Origin of the sequence: Nocardia sp. NPDC049737 (genome assembly GCF_040674755.1) — a bacterium.
Taxonomy (GTDB): Bacteria; Actinomycetota; Actinomycetes; order Mycobacteriales; family Mycobacteriaceae; genus Nocardia.
This window is the reverse complement of the sequence record NZ_JBFANH010000014.1, coordinates 150,793-169,846: the sequence shown is the minus strand read 5'-3', so window position 1 is coordinate 169,846 and position 19,054 is coordinate 150,793. Positions and strand designations below refer to the sequence as shown.

The 19,054-nt window shown below is 66.1% G+C and carries 17 protein-coding genes; 7 read left to right on the top strand and 10 right to left on the bottom strand.

What is annotated here, in order from left to right:
- Positions 1-82 precede the first annotated feature (82 nt).
- Positions 83-1,123 (top strand): LLM class F420-dependent oxidoreductase, encoded by a 1,041-nt coding sequence (locus tag AB0J47_RS20290; RefSeq protein ID WP_364347716.1) that lies wholly within the window; start codon positions 83-85, stop codon positions 1,121-1,123.
- 186 nt (positions 1,124-1,309) lie between these two features.
- Here the strand turns inward: AB0J47_RS20290 and AB0J47_RS20285 are convergent, their stop codons facing one another.
- The 7 genes from AB0J47_RS20285 to mftR all read right to left on the bottom strand — a co-directional run bounded on the left by AB0J47_RS20285 (position 1,310) and on the right by mftR (position 7,305).
- The gene (locus tag AB0J47_RS20285) at positions 1,310-1,702 is read right to left on the bottom strand and encodes an STAS domain-containing protein (RefSeq protein ID WP_364347714.1); all 393 of its coding nucleotides are present in this window, start codon (positions 1,700-1,702) and stop codon (positions 1,310-1,312) included.
- A 25-nt stretch (positions 1,703-1,727) separates the two neighbouring features.
- Complete coding sequence (locus tag AB0J47_RS20280; protein WP_364347712.1) at positions 1,728-4,067, bottom strand: SpoIIE family protein phosphatase; 2,340 nt, start codon at positions 4,065-4,067, stop codon at positions 1,728-1,730.
- 165 nt (positions 4,068-4,232) lie between these two features.
- The gene (locus tag AB0J47_RS20275) at positions 4,233-4,871 is read right to left on the bottom strand and encodes a SpoIIE family protein phosphatase (protein ID WP_364347710.1); all 639 of its coding nucleotides are present in this window, start codon (positions 4,869-4,871) and stop codon (positions 4,233-4,235) included.
- Complete coding sequence (locus tag AB0J47_RS20270) at positions 4,864-5,289, bottom strand: ATP-binding protein (RefSeq protein WP_040691752.1); 426 nt, start codon at positions 5,287-5,289, stop codon at positions 4,864-4,866. Before AB0J47_RS20270 ends, AB0J47_RS20275 begins: the two co-directional genes overlap by 8 nt.
- Entirely contained in the window at positions 5,267-5,656 is a 390-nt protein-coding gene (locus tag AB0J47_RS20265; protein ID WP_327098425.1) for an STAS domain-containing protein, read from the bottom strand. The genes AB0J47_RS20270 and AB0J47_RS20265 overlap by 23 nt, the downstream gene beginning before the upstream one ends.
- A 12-nt stretch (positions 5,657-5,668) precedes the next feature.
- Complete coding sequence (locus tag AB0J47_RS20260; protein ID WP_040691747.1) at positions 5,669-6,577, bottom strand: STAS domain-containing protein; 909 nt, start codon at positions 6,575-6,577, stop codon at positions 5,669-5,671.
- A gap of 74 nt (positions 6,578-6,651) precedes the next feature.
- On the bottom strand, positions 6,652-7,305 hold the full coding sequence (gene mftR, locus AB0J47_RS20255; protein ID WP_364347705.1) for a mycofactocin system transcriptional regulator: 654 nt from the start codon (positions 7,303-7,305) through the stop codon (positions 6,652-6,654).
- Between the two features lie 67 nt (positions 7,306-7,372).
- On the opposite strand from mftR, the gene mftE reads away from it, so the two are divergent.
- Positions 7,373-8,101 (top strand): mycofactocin biosynthesis peptidyl-dipeptidase MftE, encoded by a 729-nt coding sequence (gene mftE, locus AB0J47_RS20250; RefSeq protein WP_364347702.1) that lies wholly within the window; start codon positions 7,373-7,375, stop codon positions 8,099-8,101.
- Entirely contained in the window at positions 8,098-9,291 is a 1,194-nt protein-coding gene (mftD, locus tag AB0J47_RS20245) for a pre-mycofactocin synthase MftD (protein WP_364347699.1), read from the top strand. Before mftE ends, mftD begins: the two co-directional genes overlap by 4 nt.
- A 9-nt stretch (positions 9,292-9,300) precedes the next feature.
- Here the strand turns inward: mftD and AB0J47_RS20240 are convergent, their stop codons facing one another.
- Positions 9,301-9,771 (bottom strand): MarR family transcriptional regulator, encoded by a 471-nt coding sequence (locus AB0J47_RS20240; RefSeq protein WP_364347696.1) that lies wholly within the window; start codon positions 9,769-9,771, stop codon positions 9,301-9,303.
- A 255-nt stretch (positions 9,772-10,026) separates the two neighbouring features.
- On the opposite strand from AB0J47_RS20240, the gene AB0J47_RS20235 reads away from it, so the two are divergent.
- The 4 genes from AB0J47_RS20235 (at position 10,027) to AB0J47_RS20220 (ending at position 13,519) form a co-directional block, all read left to right on the top strand.
- On the top strand, positions 10,027-11,703 hold the full coding sequence (locus AB0J47_RS20235) for a fumarate hydratase (protein WP_364347693.1): 1,677 nt from the start codon (positions 10,027-10,029) through the stop codon (positions 11,701-11,703).
- Between the two features lie 187 nt (positions 11,704-11,890).
- Positions 11,891-12,292, top strand: coding sequence for a hypothetical protein (locus AB0J47_RS20230; protein ID WP_364347690.1), 402 nt, complete (start codon positions 11,891-11,893; stop codon positions 12,290-12,292).
- 30 nt (positions 12,293-12,322) lie between these two features.
- On the top strand, positions 12,323-12,622 hold the full coding sequence (locus tag AB0J47_RS20225) for a hypothetical protein (RefSeq protein ID WP_364347687.1): 300 nt from the start codon (positions 12,323-12,325) through the stop codon (positions 12,620-12,622).
- A gap of 375 nt (positions 12,623-12,997) precedes the next feature.
- Entirely contained in the window at positions 12,998-13,519 is a 522-nt protein-coding gene (locus AB0J47_RS20220) for a M15 family metallopeptidase (RefSeq protein WP_364347903.1), read from the top strand.
- Positions 13,520-13,523: 4 nt separating this feature from the next.
- Here AB0J47_RS20220 and AB0J47_RS20215 read toward each other — a convergent pair whose 3' ends face one another.
- On the bottom strand, positions 13,524-14,825 hold the full coding sequence (locus tag AB0J47_RS20215; RefSeq protein ID WP_364347684.1) for an MFS transporter: 1,302 nt from the start codon (positions 14,823-14,825) through the stop codon (positions 13,524-13,526).
- A 16-nt stretch (positions 14,826-14,841) separates the two neighbouring features.
- Positions 14,842-19,053 carry a TIGR02680 family protein gene (locus tag AB0J47_RS20210; RefSeq protein ID WP_364347681.1) on the bottom strand — a complete coding sequence of 1,404 codons (4,212 nt, stop codon included), beginning with the start codon at positions 19,051-19,053 and terminating at the stop codon, positions 14,842-14,844.
- Between the last annotated feature and the right edge of the window lies 1 nt (position 19,054).

Genomic DNA, 19,054 nt, shown 5'->3' with positions numbered 1-19,054 from the left:
GAGAACTACGGCGAATACGCTACCGCTCGCACCGAGGTGGCCGGTGCGCGGCCGGTGCGTAGCTGCGGTTATGTTGAGTGCTATGCGGATCGGATTGAGCATCAACTACTCGGGTGGCTTCAAAGAGGCGGCCGCCGAGGTGGCCGACCTCGAAAAGGCCGGACTCGACATCGTGTTCGTGCCGGAGGCCTACTCGTTCGACGCGGTGAGCGCGCTCGGATATCTGGCGGCCAAGACCACCCGGCTGCAGCTGGCCTCGGGCATCCTGCAGATCTACACCCGTACGCCCAGCCTGACCGCCATGACCGCCGCCGGGCTGGACTTCGTCTCCGACGGGCGCTATGTCCTCGGCCTCGGCGCCTCGGGCCCGCAGGTGATCGAGGGCTTCCACGGCGTCCCCTATGACGCACCCATCGGACGGACCAGGGAACTGGTGGAGATCTGCCGCAAAGTGTGGCGTCGCGAGCGGCTGGAGTACCAGGGTAAGTACTATCAGATCCCGCTGCCCGCCGATCGGGGCACGGGCCTGGGCAAACCGCTCAAGCTGATCAATCATCCAGTGCGCGAACGCATTCCGGTGCTGCTGGCCGCGCTCGGCCCGAAGAATGTGGAGCTGGCCGCGGAAATCGCCGAGGGTTGGCAGCCGATCTTCTTCGTACCGGAGAAGGCCAAGGAAATCTGGGGCGAATCGCTGGATGCCGGTCTGGCCAAGCGTGATCCGATCCTCGGCGAGCTCGACGTCTACGCCGGCCCCGCACTGGCCATCGGTGAGAATGTCACGCCGCTACTGGAATTCGTGAAACCGCATCTGGCGCTCTACATCGGCGGCATGGGCGCCAAGGGCAAGAACTTCTATCACACGCTGGCCACCAAGTACGGATACGGCGCCGAGGCGGACCGGATCCAGGAGCTGTACCTGGCGGGTAGGAAGGAAGAGGCCGCCAAGGTGGTCCCGGACGATCTGGTTCGGGATATCTCGCTGGTCGGCCCGGCCGGATTCGTGAAGGAGCGGGTCGCCGCATTCCGCGCGGCGGGTGTCACGGTGCTGAATGTGGTGCCGATGGCGGCGACCGCGGCCGAGCGGGTCAAGCTGATCGAGCAACTGCGCGAACTCTGTGTCTAATACGCAGCGCCTGCGGCGCTGCGTATTCGCGGCCCCCTAGTGTCTCGAGGCCGAGCGGTCGAGACTCGCGACTTTCGTCGCATGCGCTTCGACCGCTCGGCCTCGAGACGGGCCGCGAACGTCGCTCGTAAGACTCGCTCCGTGACGGTCAGGTGATCGGAAAGGGTTCGGGTTGAATCGGGTGCGCTACCGGATCGAGGCCAGCGCCTCGGCCAGGGTGGTGTGCAGTGCGAACACCTGATCGAGGCTCGTCATCTTCAGCTGCCGACTGGTGGCCGGACCGTCCGCGACCACCACGATGGTCGTTGTGTCGCCCGCGCGCTGATGCGCCGCGACCAGGGTCGCCATACCCGCCGAGGCGAGGAAGCTGACACCGGTCAGGTCGATGATCAGGACCGCCGGTTTGCCGGTCAGGATGGCCTCGATGGTGTTCTCCAGCGCTGGCGCGGTCGCCAGATCGACCTCGCCGGAAACCGTGAGCACGGTCGCGCCATCGTGTGCCTCGACTGTGGTGGCCATCGTGTCCGCCAAGGGATACGCGTCTCCGGAGTTGTTTGTCACATCATCACAATCTGCCATGAACCCGCCTTTCGCGCTGCATTCCTCAGCCAGAAATCTGGCGGTTCGTGCCACGCAGTGGGTTCGCTACGGGGGATTTGATCGCGGGCAACGTTACCGACATGCGGACGCGGGTGCCCACCCCGCTGTGGTCTATCTCCAATTCTTCCGTCAATGCCCGCATCATGTCGATGCCGCGTCCGCGCGGCCCCGGATCGGCGGAGCGTGGTTTCCACGTTCCGGAGTCGGCGACCAGAATGACGACCTTTTGGGTATCACATTCGGCGGTCAGTTCGACGAGTCCAGGATCGGTGGTGGCCGCCGCGGCGCTGGTGGCACGGCCGAGCAATTCGGCCGTGGAGCTGATCGCGCGGGTGACCGGGCCGCCGCCATTGCGGTAAGCGTGCTCGATGCTGTTGCTACAGGCCTCGTTCGCCGCGGCGATCAGGTCGGAGGCGAGATCGTGCGGTACCGCGGCGGTGGCGAGCCAGGCCTTGAGCCGCTTGCGCATGGCCGAGAGCTGATCTGGATTGGCCGGAATCTCGAGCCGCAGCGGTGCCGGGGGTTGCCGGTAGACCACCATGGCGACGTCATCGTCGTAGCCCGCCGCCGGACGTAGTCGCGAGAGCACGGCATCGGCGACCTCGCGCGGCAGCTTGCCTGCGGTATCGGCGAGCACCCCCGAGATCTTCGCGAAACTGTCATCGATATCGACGCCGCGCTGTTCGACCAAGCCGTCGGTGAACAACACCAGCGTCGAACCCGGTGTGAGCGCTGTGGTGGCTTCGGGACGTCGTGGCGTATCGAAGGTTGCCAGCGGTACCGCACGGCCGCCCTCGAGTAATCGGCCGGGCTGACCGACGTCGGCCAGAATCGGCGGCATGTGTCCAGCGCTGCTGTAGCGGACCAATCCGCGCACCGGATCGAGGACGGCCGCGCAGACCGTCGTGCACATCGCGCCGGGAATCCGACCCGCGACGGTATCGAGTTCCGCGATCAGCTGCGCCGGGCCCGCACCGCGCAGCAGCAGAGCCCGTGCGGCCGTACGCAATTGGCCCATCACGACGGCCGCGGACAGACCACGTCCGACACAATCGCCGACCACGACGCCGATGGTGCCGTCGCGCAGCGGAACCACGTCATACCAGTCGCCGCCGATCTCCAGCGGCGGCAGCGCGGGCTCGTAATGCACCGAGAACCGCGGCGGCAGTTCGATCGGACCGAGCATGGCGCGCTGCAGCGTCAGCGAGGTCGAGCGCGCCTGATCGAAGTTGCGCGCCCGTTGCACCGCCAGGCTGAGATGGCCGATGAGCAGCGAGAACAATGTCCAGTCGGCAGCGCTGATGGCGCGCGGCGCGGCGAAGCGCAGCCACAGCGCCGCATCACCTGTCTCGCCGAGCGGTGCGACGATGCCCTCGGAACTCTCAGTGCTCTCCGGAATCGCGAACAGGCTGCGCGCCGGACGGCGGCGAGCCCGATCCAGTAGCGCCCGCGCACGGGCGTCGAGCACCGATCCCTCCGGAACACCCTCGGCCCCCGAGACATACGTCTCCGGCCCGGTATTGCGGTTGGGCCACACCATCACCACCGCGGTTTCCGCGCCGACGGTCCGTCGCAGTTCGTCCAGCCCGACGGCGAGCACTTCCACCACGCTCGTCGCCGCGCCGACCGCGGTGGCCAGTCGCGACGCCGCCTGATCGCGGGCCTGCGCATCGTGTTCGGCGGTGACATCGCGGATGGTGCCGACGAAGATCTGCTCGTACTTCTCCGGTTCGACCATCGCACTGGTGCTCACCGCCAGCCAGACAGTGCGACCGTCGCGATGCTTGACCGGAATCACGAATCGCTGTGCCTCGCTACCGAGATCGGGATAGCGGGGCCCTTCCGGCGTCGACCACGGATGCGGCAGCGGGAACGGAAGTTCCGATGCGCCGTAGCCGGTCAGCGCGCCGAAGGCGGAGTTGACCTCGATGATGGTGCCGCGCGCATCGGCGACGAAGAAGCCGTCCTGCAACGACTCCACCAGAGCGGTGCGAAAGGCGTCGCGCCCCGCGAGATCGTCGATGCGCGAACGCTGTTGTTCGGCGCGGCGGGTGCCGTCGATATAGCCGCGAGTTGCGATGTCCAGGGCGGCGAGGGTCTGCAGCAGGAATTCGAGTGCGGTCTCGGCGGGTTTGGGGGATTCGTCGGCTGCCGCGGTGCCCGATTCCGTGGCTTGCACCACACGGTAGTGGTTTTCGGTGAGATCGAGCAGGCTGATGCCCTCGACGAGAGCGCGGCGGCCCAGTTCGTAACCCTCGCCGAGACTCGCCTGCGACGGTGAGTGCAGATGCCGCCGTAGCGCATCCGAGTAGTCGTCGAGAAATGCGGCAAGTGCCGCGCTCATGTCTCCGCCTCGCTAGCGCTCGGCTCCGCCATGACCGCGTTGGCGGCTGCGCCTTTTGTTCGCTCGCTCCGCTCGCTCATGTCTCCGCCTCGCTAGCGCTCGGCTCCGCCATGACCGCGTTGGCGGCTGCGCCTTTTGTTCGCTCGCTCATGTGCATTCCGCCGTTCACGCTGGTGCCTCCAATACGCCGCCCCGGTGGCGGGCCGCGAGCGCCAATGCGTCATCGGTGTCCTTGGCATGCCTGGCCAGGATTTCGGCGGTGATCTCGGCGGTGGATTTGGACGGATCGATGCCGCTGTCAGCGGATTCGGTGACGATGCCGTCGGTCGACATCAGCAGCAGATCACCAGGACGCACCGGAACGGTCTGCACCTGTAGGTTCTGGGGTAGTCGATAGCCGACGATGCCAGCGGTCATCAGGACCGTCGCGCGCATGGTGAGCCCGACCGGGCCCGCGGTCAGAATCCGGCAATCGACATTGCCGACGCCGAGCCAGTGCACCGTATCGGCTGCGCCGAACAGCGCCAAAGACACTGCCGCGCCTCGGGTGTCGGCCATGGCCCGATGACACAGCACCATCAACACGTCCAGCGGTTCGGCGCGGTTCTCCGAGAGCACCTGCGCGGCGCGATCGGCGGCGTCCGCGGCCGCCGAGCCGTGGCCGAGGCCGTCGAGGACGGCGAAGAGCACCGCGCCGCCGCCCGCGTCGAGGACCACGCCGCGATCACCGGAGACCCGCTGACCGGGCAGGGCACGGCCGGCCACCGCCCATTCGATCCGGCCGATGATCCCGTCCTCATGCACCGTTGGGTACCCACTTCCACATCTCCACCAACGTGCCGCGACCAGGTGCCGAATCAACGGTGAGCCGGTCCATCAGCCGGCGCGCGCCGGGCAGGCCGAGTCCGAGCCCGCGGCCGGTGGAGTACCCGTCGTCGAGTGCGCGGGCGATATCGAGGATGCCGGGGCCCTGGTCCTCGGCCTGGACGACCAGCGCCTGGCGACCCTCCCGGTCATCGACCAGCAAACGTATTTCACCACTGCCCGCGTAACTGGTTATGTTGCGGGCGATCTCGGAGATCGCCGTCGAGATCATGGTCATATCTGTCAGAGAAAATCCGAGCTTGGCCGCCAGCTCACGTCCGGCTTGACGTGCGATCACGATGTCACCCGACACCCTGACCGCGATCACCAAGTTCTCAGCGGCCACTGTCACGACCATCTCGCTGGCGGCGGGCCGGAGCCATGCGATTCAGCCACGCCAAGCCCTCTTCCAGGTCGAGGGCGGTGTGCATATCCTCGAAGGTGAGGCCCAACTGCACCATGGCGAACGCGACTTCGGGCTGTAATCCGACGATGACCGTTTCGGCACCGCGGAGCTGCGTCATGTGCGCGATGGTACGCAGCGATCTGGCCGCGAACGAGTCCATGACATCGATCGCGGTGACGTCCACGATGATCCCGTGTGCCCGGTATCTGCTGACCTGTTTCATCAGGTCGTCCTGGAGACGTTCGGTATCCGCGTCGGTCAGGGCTGACTGGACCGACGCGATTAGATAGGTACCTTGTTTGAGGATCGGAACCGGCATAGGGGGGCCCGATCAGCGCCCATCGCGCTCGGTGAGCATTCGATCCGTGACGCGGGTCACCTCATAGCCGAGTAAGCGTTCGGCCTCTTCGATACCTCCCTGGAGGTCACCGACCGCGTTCATCTTGGACAGGTCGAGGCCGATGGTCACCAGAGTGAGGGCGATCTCGGAGGACAGGCCGGTGATGATCACATTGGCGCCCATCAGGCCGGATGCGTCGACGGTCTGCACCAGGTGGTTGGCAACCGTGGAGTCGATCGCGGGCACACCGGTGATGTCGATGACGACTACCTTCGCGCGATTGGCGCGGATGGCGCGCAGTAGCTGTTCGGTGAGCTGGCGGGCGCGTTGCGAGTCGAGCACACCGATGATCGGGAGGATGAGCAGCTGCTCACGCACCTGCAGCACCGGAGTGGACAGCTCGCGAATGGCTTCCTGCTGCTGGCGGATGACGCGCTCGCGTTCCTGCACGAACGAGATTGCCACGGTGCTCGCGATGCGGTTCGCGGCGGGCTCGTACGCGTCGAGTACAGCGTTGAGCATTTCGAAATCTGCCTGGTATTTCTCGAACAGCGAGCGGGCCAGCACGTCGCGCAGGAGCAGCACGATGCCCAGGACCTCGTCGGTTTCGACGCCTCTGGGAATGATGCGCTCGGACAGGTCGCGTGCGTAGGCCTGCAGCGCTTCGACGCTACCGGTTACGAGCACCTCAACGTAGTTGTCGTACATGGAGGTCGCCTCGGAGAAGATCTCCTCCGGGGTCATCGCGGTCAGTAGTTGAGCTTCGGTGATGCGCCGAGCCCATTCCTCGCGCAGCCCGGTTCGGTTCTGCCGCAGGTGTTCGACCAGCTGCGGAAGCAGGTTGTCGACCGGTCCTACGGGCAGGGAATCCGCCGAAAGGCTCATGGACACCTCGGACATGGAAATTCCAGCCCCTTTCGACGGGATTGTCGGGATAGTCGTGCGTTTCGGCTGCGCGCCGATACCGAGCCTAGTCATACCCCATCCCGGTCGCCGGTGAAACCTGCCGTTAGCTCGATGGTAGATCCGGGATCCTCGGACTGCGGCGCGAATCCACGTGCCAGGGCCGCGAGCGCTTGGTCGAGATAGACCGTGAGGTCGGCGTCGGCGCGGGTCAGCCAGGCGTCGAAGGCGGCGCGCGCGGCCGCGAGTGTGGTGCGGCCGACCGCCATCGCGACCAGGTTGTCCTCCGGTACGCCGAGTCGGCGTGCGGCGAACGCGCTCACGGCCCGCTCCCATGCGTCGTAATGCGCGCCCGCGGCGGCGGCCAGTGCCGGATCGCCGCCGAGGAGTTGCATGCGTACGCGTAGTTCGGGCACGTCTTCGGCGCGATATCGGTTGGCGTTCACCACGACTCGGCGCACGGCGGTCATCATCGCAACGTCGTCGGGCACGGTGGCGAAGGCCGCGCGCAGCGCCTCGACCTCGGCGTCGAACTGGTACCAGAGCACCTCCGCCTTGGTGGGGAAGTAACGGAAGAAGGTACGCCCGCTGATACCCGCGGCTGCGGCGATCTGCTCGACGGTGGTTTCGTCGAAGCCCTGTTCGGTGAACAGTCGCATGGCGATCAGTTCGAGTTCGCGCTTGGTTGTGCCGCGTGGACGGCCCCGCACCTTGGCATCTGTCACGACTGTTGATTATGGGCGTCGATCGCAGGATCTTGATTATGTCAGTCACTGACGATAATCTCGCGGCATGGTGGAAAGTGTCGCGGAACACATCGTGGCCGCGCGACTGACCTGGCCGGAGGCCGGGGCGCGCGCGGCTGCGGGCGCGATTCTCGCCGTGCCGGTCGGGGCGACCGAACAGCACGGACCACATCTGCCGCTGTCCACCGATACCGATATCGCGATGGCATTGTGCGCGCGGCTGGCCGAGCTGCGGTCGGATGTACTCGTCGCGCCGGCGATCCCGTACGGAGCCAGCGGTGAGCATGCGGGTTTCGCGGGCACGCTGTCGATCGGGCAGGCCGCGCTGGAGTTGCTGATCGTGGAGTTGTGCCGGTCGGCCACTGATACTTTCGACCGCATCGTGCTCGTCAACGGGCACGGCGGCAATCTCGAACCGCTACGCAAAGCGGAGGCATTGCTGCGTACCGAATCCCGGGATGTGCGGGTGTTCATGCCGCGCTATCCGGGTGATCCGCACGCGGGCCGCGCCGAAACCTCGATGCAGTTGGCGCTGCGGCCGGATGCGGTGCGGACCGAACGCGCCGTCGCCGGTGATACGAGGCCGCTCGCCGAACTCCTACCCCTGCTGCGCGCCGGGGGAGTCCGCGCGGTGAGCGCCAACGGCGTGCTCGGCGATCCGACGGGCGCGAACGCCGCCGAGGGCACCGCACTGCTCACCCAATTGACCACTGACCTGCATGAACAGATCCGGCTGTGGTGGCCGGTGGCTTCCCCGAAAGGATCCCTCTCGTGAACCCCTGGTTCGAAACCGTTGCCGAGGCGCAGCGGCGTGCAAAGAAACGACTGCCGAAGTCGGTGTACGGCGCACTGATCGCCGGATCCGAGCGCGGCCAGACCATCGACGAAAATCAGCAGGCCTTCACCGAACTCGGCTTCGCGCCGCACTGTGCGGGCCCGATCGGCGACCGCGACCAGTCGACAACCGTATTGGGACAGCAGCTCTCGATGCCGGTGCTGATCTCACCCACCGGCGTGCAGGCGGTGCATCCGGATGGCGAGGTGGCCGTGGCGCGTGCGGCGGCGGCACGCGGGATCGCGATGGGGCTCAGTTCCTTCGCGAGCAAGCCTATCGAGGAAGTCATCGCGGCGAATCCGGCGACATTCTTCCAGCTGTACTGGTGTGGTTCGAAAGATGAGATCCTGCAGCGGATGTCGCGTGCCAAGGCGGCGGGCGCGGTCGGTCTGATCCTGACCCTGGACTGGTCCTTCTCACACGGGCGCGACTGGGGCAGCCCGGTGATTCCGGAGAAGCTCGATTTCAAAACCATGCTGACATTCGCGCCGCAAACGCTGGCGCGACCGCGCTGGCTCGCGACTTATGCTCGCTCCGGCCGCATTCCGGATCTCACCGCGCCGAATATGGCTGTCGGCGACGGTCCCGCGCCCGGCTTCTTCGGCGCCTACGGGGAGTGGATGGGGACCCCCGCACCGGATTGGGCGGATGTGGCGTGGATCTGCGAACAGTGGGGCGGACCGGTCATGCTCAAGGGAGTGATGCGCGTCGACGATGCGCTGCGGGCGGTCGATGCCGGTGTAGCGGCCATCTCGGTGTCCAACCACGGCGGAAACAACCTGGACGGCACGCCCGCCGCGATTCGGGCATTGCCGGTGGTGGCCGACGCGGTCGGATCGCAGATCGAGGTGGTGCTCGATGGCGGCATCCGGCGCGGCAGCGATGTGGTGAAGGCGGTGGCGCTGGGTGCTCGCGCGGTCATGATCGGGCGGGCCTACCTGTGGGGCCTGGCCGCGAATGGGCAGGCCGGTGTCGAGAATGTGCTCGACGTCTTGCGTGGCGGTATTGATTCGGTGCTGCTGGGACTGCGCAAGACCAGCGTCGGCGATCTCGATCGGGGCGATCTGGTGGTGCCGGACGGGTTCGAGCGGGCACTGGGGGTCCCGGACCCAACCGTGCGGTCGGTTTGACCTGGCGGATTATTCGGTGGCCGCGGCTCTTCGATGATGGGCGAGCAGCGTGTCGTAGATATCGGCGAGGGCGGCCAATTGCTGGCGGTCGAGCACATCGACCATATGTCTGCGCACGCTCTGCACATGTGCGGGCGCGGCCGTGGCGAGCACGTCGGCGCCGCGCGGCGTTAGCCGCGCGGCGGTGCGGCGGGCATCGTCGGGAATCGGTTCTCTGGCGACCAGCGCGCGCTTCTCCATCCGAGTGATCTGATGGGACAGCCTGCTCTGCGACCATTCGAGTTTGGCGGCGAGATCGGCGAAGGTGAGTCGATGATCCGGTGCCTCGGCTAGGTAGGCCAGCACCGAGTATTCGACGTAGGTGAGGTTCGACTCGCGGGATGAGTCGCGCCCGACCGCGGCGGCGATGAGGTCCCTGGTGCGCACATATCCCACCCATGCGCGCATTTCGACGTCATCGAGCCAGTGGGGATCGGTCACGAGAGCGCTCCAAACTCTGACATGTCATTGAAATGTCCCGCCGCGTGATGTCGCGCGACAACTGCCAGATCTGAGAGGTAGCACTCGCGGGGTTGAACGTGCAACCTTTTGGTGGGATGCACGAGTGAGGGTTGCCTAAGCAATGGTCGGCCTCTTATTACTGGATACGCTCCTTGTGCTCGTGACCAGCCTGCCGAAGACCTTCCCAAGGCCCCGGCGGTGCGTCAGCCCTGAGACCGAATAAGGAGTGCGTCCGTGACCGCGCCGGATTTCCGCTATTCAGATCTGCTGCCGATCGGCGCCGACGACACCCCGTACCGGTTGATCACCACCGAGGGCGTCAGCACCTTCGAACACAACGGCCGCACCTTCCTACAGGTCGAACCCGAGGCATTGCGCCTGCTCACCGCCGAGGCGATGCACGACATCAGCCACTACCTGCGGCCCGCGCATCTTTCGCAGCTGCGCCGGATCATCGATGATCCCGAGGCCAGCGGTAATGACCGCTTCGTCGCGCTCGACCTGCTCAAGAACGTCAACATTTCCGCGGGCGGCATCCTGCCGATGTGTCAGGACACCGGCACCGCCATCGTGATGGGCAAGAAGTCCGAGGGTGTGCTCACCGGTGCTGACGATGCCGAATGGATCAGCCGCGGCGTATTCGATGCCTACACCAAGTTGAATCTGCGCTACTCGCAGCTCGCGCCCATCACCATGTGGGAGGAGAAGAACACCGGCACCAATCTGCCCGCGCAGATCGAGTTGTACTCCACGCCGGGCGATACCGCGCATCCGTCCTACAAGTTCCTGTTCATGGCCAAGGGGGGCGGTTCGGCGAACAAGTCGTTCCTGTACCAGGAGACCAAGGCCGTGCTGAATCCCACGCGCATGCTGGAGTTCCTGGACGAGAAGATCCGTTCGCTCGGTACCGCCGCCTGCCCGCCCTACCACCTCGCGGTCGTAATCGGCGGCACCAGTGCGGAATTCGCGTTGAAGACGGCCAAATACGCTTCTGCGCACTACCTGGACACCCTGCCCACCGAGGGTTCGCTCGCGGCGCATGCCTTCCGCGATGTGGAGCTCGAGGAAGAGGTCTTCAAGCTCACCCAGTCCTTCGGTATCGGTGCGCAGTTCGGCGGTAAGTACTTCTGCCACGACGTGCGCGTGGTGCGCCTGCCCCGGCATGGCGCCAGCTGCCCGGTCGCGATCGCGGTGTCCTGCTCGGCCGACCGGCAGGCGCTGGCCAAGATCACGCCGGAGGGTGTGTTCTTGGAGCAGCTCGAGCGCGAGCCCGCGCACTACCTGCCCGAGCAGACCGATTCCATCCTCGGTGGAGATGTGGTCGAGGTCGACCTGAACCGGCCGATGTCCGAGATTCGCGCCGAACTGTCGAAATACCCGGTGAAGACCCGGCTTTCGCTGACCGGTCCGCTGGTGGTTGCCCGCGATATCGCGCACGCCAAGATCAAGGAGCGCCTCGACGCGGGCGAGCCGATGCCGGAATACCTGCGCGAGATGGCCGTGTACTACGCGGGTCCGGCGAAGACACCCGAGGGCTACGCCTCTGGTTCCTTCGGTCCGACCACCGCGGGCCGGATGGACTCCTATGTCGATCAGTTCCAGGCTGCGGGCGGTTCGTTCGTCATGCTGGCCAAGGGCAACCGCTCCGCGCAGGTGACCAAGGCGTGCAAGGAACACGGTGGTTTCTACCTCGGTTCCATCGGCGGGCCCGCGGCGCGACTGGCACTGGACTGCATCAAATCCGTCGAGGTTCTGGAGTATCCGGAGCTGGGCATGGAGGCGGTCTGGAAGATCGAGGTCGAAGATTTTCCGGCATTCATCGTCGTGGACGATAAGGGCAACGACTTCTTCGCGGAAACGCAGAAGCCGATTGCGTTGCGAGTGCGTACCCGTTCGAAGGAACGCGTCTGAACGGTGCTCTGACCTGGCGTTCGGCTGGCAGCGACTGCTTGCGGATCGCTCGAAACGGCAGCCATCAGGGCATGTGTCCGGACACCGGAATGTCACCCCGTTCGCCGGGGTAACAATCCGCCGACGCGAGGCACTCTTAAACGGGGGTACATCGCTGCACCGGTGTCGATGGAGGTCGAGGAGGGCAATGAGTACGTCGTTTCGTATCTCGGAATCCGCCAGCCGTCGGTTGGTCGAACGCGCCGCTCGTGAGGGAACCAGTTCCACCGAACTACTCAACCGCCTGATCCGGGAGGGTTTCGATCAGCTCGACCATCCCGGAATCGTGTTCCGCGGACCCATCTCCGACCGCCGTGCGGCATTGGCCGCCGGTCCGGAGGTGTGGGAAGTCGTTGCGCGCCTACAAGAACTGGACGGTCCGGTGGAACGCCGTATCGCTGTCCTGAGCCAGCAATCCGATCTGCACTCCCGCAAGATCAAGATCGCCATCGCCTACGCCCGGGCGCACGGTCCGGAGATCATCGAACGCATCGACCGCAATCGTGAAGCGGCCGAAGCGATCCGCGGTTCGGAGTCCGTGCGCCCCTGACCCATAGCCGATCGACACCATAAATAGCGGGTGGCTATCGCACATGCATTGCGTGCGGTGAGCCACCCGTTCTGCGTCGGTGTGCCGTGCGGCAGCGGAAAGGCTTGCGGTGCAATAGTGTTGCGCCGTATGTGGGCGATCGTCGGGCGCTGGGTTGCCGATCAGGACGGCGGCTTCGGGATTGTGACGACCGAGTCGTGCGAGGAGTTCGTGGTGCGCGATGCGGTGATCGAGTCCGATGCGCCACTGCATAGCGGGGACCGCGTGTGGCTCGAATTCGTCGACGGTGGGGATTCCGGCGAGGTCATGAAACTCGTGAAGGTGCGGTAGTTTCCGGGTTTCTCGGGAGTTGCTGGCGATTGTTGATCGTGATCCACAACACTGGAATAGATTGTGGACAGGGGGATTTCCGCTGCGACAAATCGGGCGTGGCACAGGATGTTTCGGACATTGGTGATTTATTGTGCTGTGGATATGTGGAAAGCTATGTGAATGACGTCCGTTCGGACAGGGAGGTGTCCTCCCGTTCGCCGGTATGTTGCTAGGGGTGAGCGGCGGCGGGATGTGGGCCGAAGGGGAGGTAGATGCGGGATCCGCGGCCGGGGTGCCGTTACTATCGCTGACATGTCGCCCACGCTTCGTGCCCGGACCCTGCTGGGCGTATCCGCCACGCTGTTCCCGGTGATCGTCGCTGCCGGGCTGTCCATGCCCGCCGCCACGGCCGCGCCAGTGGTACAGGTGGCCAATGCCAGCGGGACCGAGGGGTTGGAGCCGGGGCTCGCCGGCGCGTACACGCTGGCCGAGAATCAGGCGCATGCCGAAGGGGTCGCGCTGTACATCAACTCCGGCTACCGCACACCCGCCGAGCAGCAGGCGCTGTGGGACGACGGGGTGCGGACCTACGGCAGTCCCGAGGAGGCGCGACGGTGGGTGCTGCCGCCCAACGAATCGACGCATGTACAGGGTCGGGCTATCGACGTGGGGCCGCAGGCCGGGGCACAGTGGCTGGAGGCGAATGGGAATCGCTGGGGCCTGTGCCGGATCTATCAGAACGAATGGTGGCATTTCGAACTCGCCACCGCCCCGGGCCGAGCGTGTCCGGCGCTGCGCGCGGATGCGAGCGAGGGCGGTACCGCCCCGGCTCCGTCCGCGCCGATTCCGCCTGTCCTCCCGGCGCTGCCGTCGATCCCGCTCCCGCCGTGGTTGAGCGGATCCTTCGGGCTGTAGTCGCTCAGCCGACCGGTACGGGTGCCTCGGCTGTCCGGTCCGGTAGCGCCCGGATAAGCACCGCCGTGCTGATCGTGCTCAACGCGCAGATGGCGACGATGTAGCAGGTGACCGCCGCGGAGGTCGAGCCCGCGGTCCACAGTGCGGTCGCGATCAGCGGGGCGAGGCCGCCGCCGAGGATGACCGAGATCTGCACGATCAGCGAGGTGCCGGAGTAACGGACCGATGGTGGGAAGAGTTCGGCGATGATGATGCCGCCGACGCTGTGGGCGATGGGCAGCGTCACGCCCATACCGAGCAGTGCGAGGAAGACGACGGCCTTGTTGCCGGTATTCAGCAGCGGGAAGTACACCGCACACCACAGCGTCAGCGCGGCGGTGCCAGCGAGGAATACCCGACGCGTGCCGTAGCGGTCGGCGATCGAGCCCCAGAAGGGCATTGCGGCACACCAGAAAACGGCCGAAACGATAACGCCGAGCAGCAGGAAGTCTCGGCTGAACCCGAGCGCCTTGGTGCCATAGGTCAACGTGAACACCATGAAGATATAGACGACCGCCGAGGTCGCCACGGCGGCGAACAGAATCAACAGCAGCCGTACAGGTCCCACCCGAAGGGCGTCGCGAAGCGGAAACGACGCGACTTCGCCGCGTTGGACGAGTTCGGCATAGTGCGCGGATTCGGTGATCCCGAGCCGCACCCACAGCCCGACAATGACGAGAATCGCGCTGAGCAGGAACGGAATTCGCCAACCCCAGCTCAGGAACGCCGAATCCGGCAGCAGCGCACTGGTGCCGAGGAAGATGGCATTGGCCAGGACCAGCCCGGCCGGTGTGCCCATTTGCGGGCAGCTGGCATACCGGTTGAGCCGTCCCGATGGCGCATGCTCCATCGACAGCACCACCGCCCCCGCGCCTTCACCGCCGAGTCCGACGCCCTGCAGCAGTCGCAGCGCGATGAGCACTGCGGGAGCCCAGAATCCGATGCTCGCGTAGCTCGGGGTCACCCCGATGAGCATGGTGCTCACACCCATCAGAAAAAGCGACACCACGAGGGTGTTCTTGCGACCGATCCGATCACCGAAGTGGCCGAAGAGCAGCCCGCCGACCGGTCGCGCCCCGAAACCGACCGCGAAAGTGCTGAATGCCGCCAGCGTTCCGGCGGCGGGGCTCAGCGTCGGAAAGAACTGTTTACTGAAGATCAACGCGGATGCCGTGCCGTAGAGCATGAAGTCGTACCACTCGAGGGTGGTGCCGACCAGGGTGGCGATGGCGACCTTGCGGTGGGGCGGGATGGAGTTCGAAGACACTGCTATCCATTCAAAATCAGCTGACCGGGGCCGGGGTGCCCGGCATGTTGTCCAGTGCCAGCCCGCCTTCGATCGAGTTCGCGACGCGGCGGCGGTTGGGGGAGCCGAGCGCGGCGGTGAGATCGGTTCCATCGTGTTCGGCCAGCAGATCGCCGCTGTCCCACACCAGCAGCGTCGCGCTGACGGTGTTCTCGGCAGCCGAATGCGCGAGATCGTAATGTGCGCAGCCGGGGACGTGCGGATAGGTGATCCACAGGTCGTAGCCGGTCATGAACAGATCCAGGTCGAATTGCACGCTCAGGCCGAGCAATTCGCTGCGGCCGTTGTCGTCGACACCGGCGAACGCCTCGTCCAGCGCGAGCAGTCGCGGGGCTTGCGGATCGGCCGAGTCGAGCATGACGTGCGCGGCCGCGAACAGCGGCAGATGCAGCGAGACGGACTGCTCACCACCGGAGAGCGCACTGTGCCTGGCCACGGTCAGCTTGTCCTCGCTGCCGTCGGCGGAGATGAGGGTGAAGGAGAACACCCGCCAGGTCCGGTAATCCAGTGTCGAGCCCAGGATTTCGGGGTAGGAACGTTCCGGATGTGCGGCGCGGGCGGCCCGGATCTCGGCGGCGAAGTGGGCGCGGATGGCCGCCAGATCATCGGCGACGAGGGAGGAGGCGTCGCGATCCAACAGCTTGCACATGGCCCTGGCCGCATCCGAGAGCGAATCGGACAGCACCCAGTGCACGCCGATGGTATTGCCCGAGGACATGCGGCGCTGCTTCATCTCCGCACCCATTCGGGCGATCAGATCGCGGGCATCGCTGGTTCGTTCGTAGATCTGCTGTGCCAGGCCGGTGAGCAGCGCGTCCTCGAGGATCCGGCGTTCGGCGTCGGTGAGCAGCAATTCCTGATCGCGACGGGCGGCGTCGATCCGGGTGGCGAAATCGGCCAGGGCGGACAGTCCGTTGTCGTGTTGTACCTGGACGACGGTCAGGCCGTCCGCGGCATCCCATTGCAGCCGGTAGTCGCGGCCGGAAGCGGCCAGTGCGGCATCGAATTCCTGCAGTGCGGAGGTCACCGCACTGCGGGTGGATTTGCGGGCCGCTTCGCCCGCCCGCACGGAAGACGTTGCGGCGGTGAGGTTGTCGAAGAGTTCGGCCACCTCGTCCGGCAGCACCTGGGGTTCGACCTCCGGCCCGGCCGCCGAAATGCGGTAGAGCAGTTGCTCGGGGGTCGACCAGGCGGCATCGCTGCTCGGCCAGCGGCTGTCGGCGGGTGCGCCGAGCAGGGTGAGCAGATCCGGTTGGGCGTAGGGCGCGAGGGCTTTCACATCGGCCAGGACTTCGGTGAGCGCGGTACCGAGCGATTCGTGCGCGGTGCGGTAGGCCGCCTCCGCATCACCGACCGCCTCGATCGCCGCATTGGCGGCCTTGCGAGCGGCCTTCTGCTCGGCCCTGGTCACCTCGATCTTCGCGCGCGCCTGTTCGAGTTCACGATCGATATCGGCGGCTCCCGCACCGAGTGCCTCGCGCAGGGTTTCGAGTTTGCGCAGCTGCTCTTGGTAGCCCGCATTCGCGACCTCGGCCTCTTCGGCGAAGGCCTCGGCCAGATCGCGGGCCTCGTCGAAGCGGTCCGAACTCTCGCGTTCGCGTTCGCGTTCGCGTTCGTGGTCGGCGCGCAGACGCAGTAGCCCGGTTCCGGTGTTCTCGAAATGACGGATCGCGGCGGCGAGGGCGTCGATCTCGCGGGCGTCGCGCGGAGTGCGATGCGCCTGGGCGACCGAGCGCAGCTTCTTCTCGACGGCCGACGCCTCGGCCACCGCTTGGTCGAGGTCGCGTTCGGCCTGGGCGACCGTCTCGCAGCGCGAGCGCATCATGCCCGCGGCTTCGGAAACCGAGCGCAGGGCGGCGGTGACTGCCGAGGGGCGCGGTATTGCCTTGGCGGCGGCAGAGATTCGCGCGAGTTCGGCGTTCGCCGCGGACTCGCCGGCCCGAGCCCGCCGCTGTGTCTCCTCGGCGGCCTCGATTGCCGCGGCCAACTCGGCGAGCCGGATTTCCCGGCGCTTGGCGCGGGCGGTCGCTCCGATGAATTCGGCATCGGGTTTGTGGTGGCGGCCGACCTGAACGCCTTGGCGGAATCCGCCGGTGGTGCTCACACCGACTTCGGTGCCGAGGTCGGAGTCCTTGTCGTACAGGGCAATGGAGGCCAGCACATCCGCGACGACCTGCTTCGGCACCGTGAGATCGACCGAGTCATCCTCCACGACAAGGACATCGGCTAACGTACGACCGGACGGCCGCGCGGCGGTGGGCAATGGAACGAGGAACTGGTCGGAAGTGTATTCCGGTCGTTCGGATTCCGCGCACACCCAACTGTCGAGCAGGTCGGCGGCGTGCAGGGCGGCCTCGATGCCCGCGGCTTGCGACGGTGTCACGGAATCGGCGAAGCCGACCAGTCGCCACAGTGGCGCACCCGGACGACCCTGCGCGCTGCGCGCCCGAGCGGCGGAAACCGGTGGGGCCTCGTCACGTTGGGCCGCGACCTCATCGCGTTCGGCATGGAGTTCGGCGAGGCGGTCACCGGCCAGCGCGGCGGTGGCGCGCGCTTCCTGACGACGGGTGCGGATGTCCTCGAGCAGCGGTTCGGCACGCTCGGCCAAGACCTCGGCGCCACCGGCGGCCTCATCGGATCCCGCGGTGGCCAATGCGGCATCGAGCGCCTCGAACAGGCCTTTCTGTATGGGGGAGTACACCTCACGATGCGCGTCCCACCAGGTGCGCAGTGCACCACTGGCCTCGGTACGCGCGAGCACTACGGCCGTCTCGGCGGCCGAGACCTCGGCTGCGGCCGATTCGCGCAGCGACCTGGCCCGTTCGGCGAGCTGTTCGGCACGATTGCGTTCGGCTGTGGCGGAATCCATCAGACCGAGCGCCTTGCGGACTGCGCGCACGTCGGCGTCGCGCTCCTCGGCATGGCCACGAACCGCGGCGGTCAGTTGATCGCCACGGGCCTGATCGGCCAATCCGGCCCAGGTAATTCCCGCCTCTTCGGCGGCGGCACGCAATTCGTCCTCGCCACGGGACAGTGCGGCGGCCGCATTCTGTACCGCCGCCGTGGCGCGTTCGGCTTCCTGTCCGCGCTGATCGAGGGTTTGCCTGGCCTTGAGCGCCTTGTCTTTGTGCACACCCGCCGAGGTCTCCAGGCGGCGGACGGCGTCGGCGAGGTCGTCGAGTTGCTGTTTGCCCTCGTAGGCGCTGGAGCGCTGCAGGGTTTCCCGGTCGGAAAGCGCTTGTTCGTAGGCGCGATCGGCATCGTCGGCGCGCGCCTCGGCAGCGGTGCGTTCGGCCTCGCGACGTTCGCGCAGTGCGGTGGCGGCGAAGAGGGCGGTGCTGGCGTGGGTCACCGCATCGAGACGAGTGCGGACCTGATCGACATCGGTCTTCGCTTGTACCGCAAGATATTTCCGGTACACATCGACGAAAGACCTGGTGGCGGTATCGGCGTGGACCAGACCCTCCAGGGTGCGCCCGACCTCCTCCATATCGCTGAACGAACGCGCCGCGTCCAGGATCAGCTGTTCGTCGAGTGGGCGCAGACCATCGGTGAGTGCCTGCGAAAGTCCGCGCGGATCAAGGTTTTTCGCGAGCTGGGGGCGGCGCAGCGTGAGAATGAGATTGATCAGCTGGTCGTAGCGCTGGGTGCCCAGGCCGAACATGCGTGCGTCGATCGCATTGCGATACTCGACCGGTCGATCGACGATGGCGTCGGTGCCGATCTGTTCGGCCAACTGCTTGCGGGTCAGCGGCCGATCATCCGGGCCGATGAGTGAAAAGTCCACGCCCGCACGACCGTCGGCGACGAAATACCAGCGCGTCACCTTGTCCGATGAGCGGGTGGCACGCATACCGATGCCGATGGTGACGACTTCGGGATCGTCCCATTTACCGCGCGCGAACTCCATCCACACATACGAATACGCGGATTCCTGCTTGCGGTACAACAGGTTCGACTTCATCGTGCGCTCTTCACCCGCGAACGGATTGAGCCTGCGCGGTTCGATCCGGCCGTCGAGTACGAATGGGAACAGCACCTCTAGCGCCTTGGTCTTACCGGAACCGTTGGGCCCGCGCAGCACCAGCCTGCCGTCGGCGAAGCAGTATTCCTGGTCGCGGTAGTCCCACAGGTTGATGATGCCAGCGCGCGTCGGGACGAACCGCACTCCGCCATGGATGAGCGACATG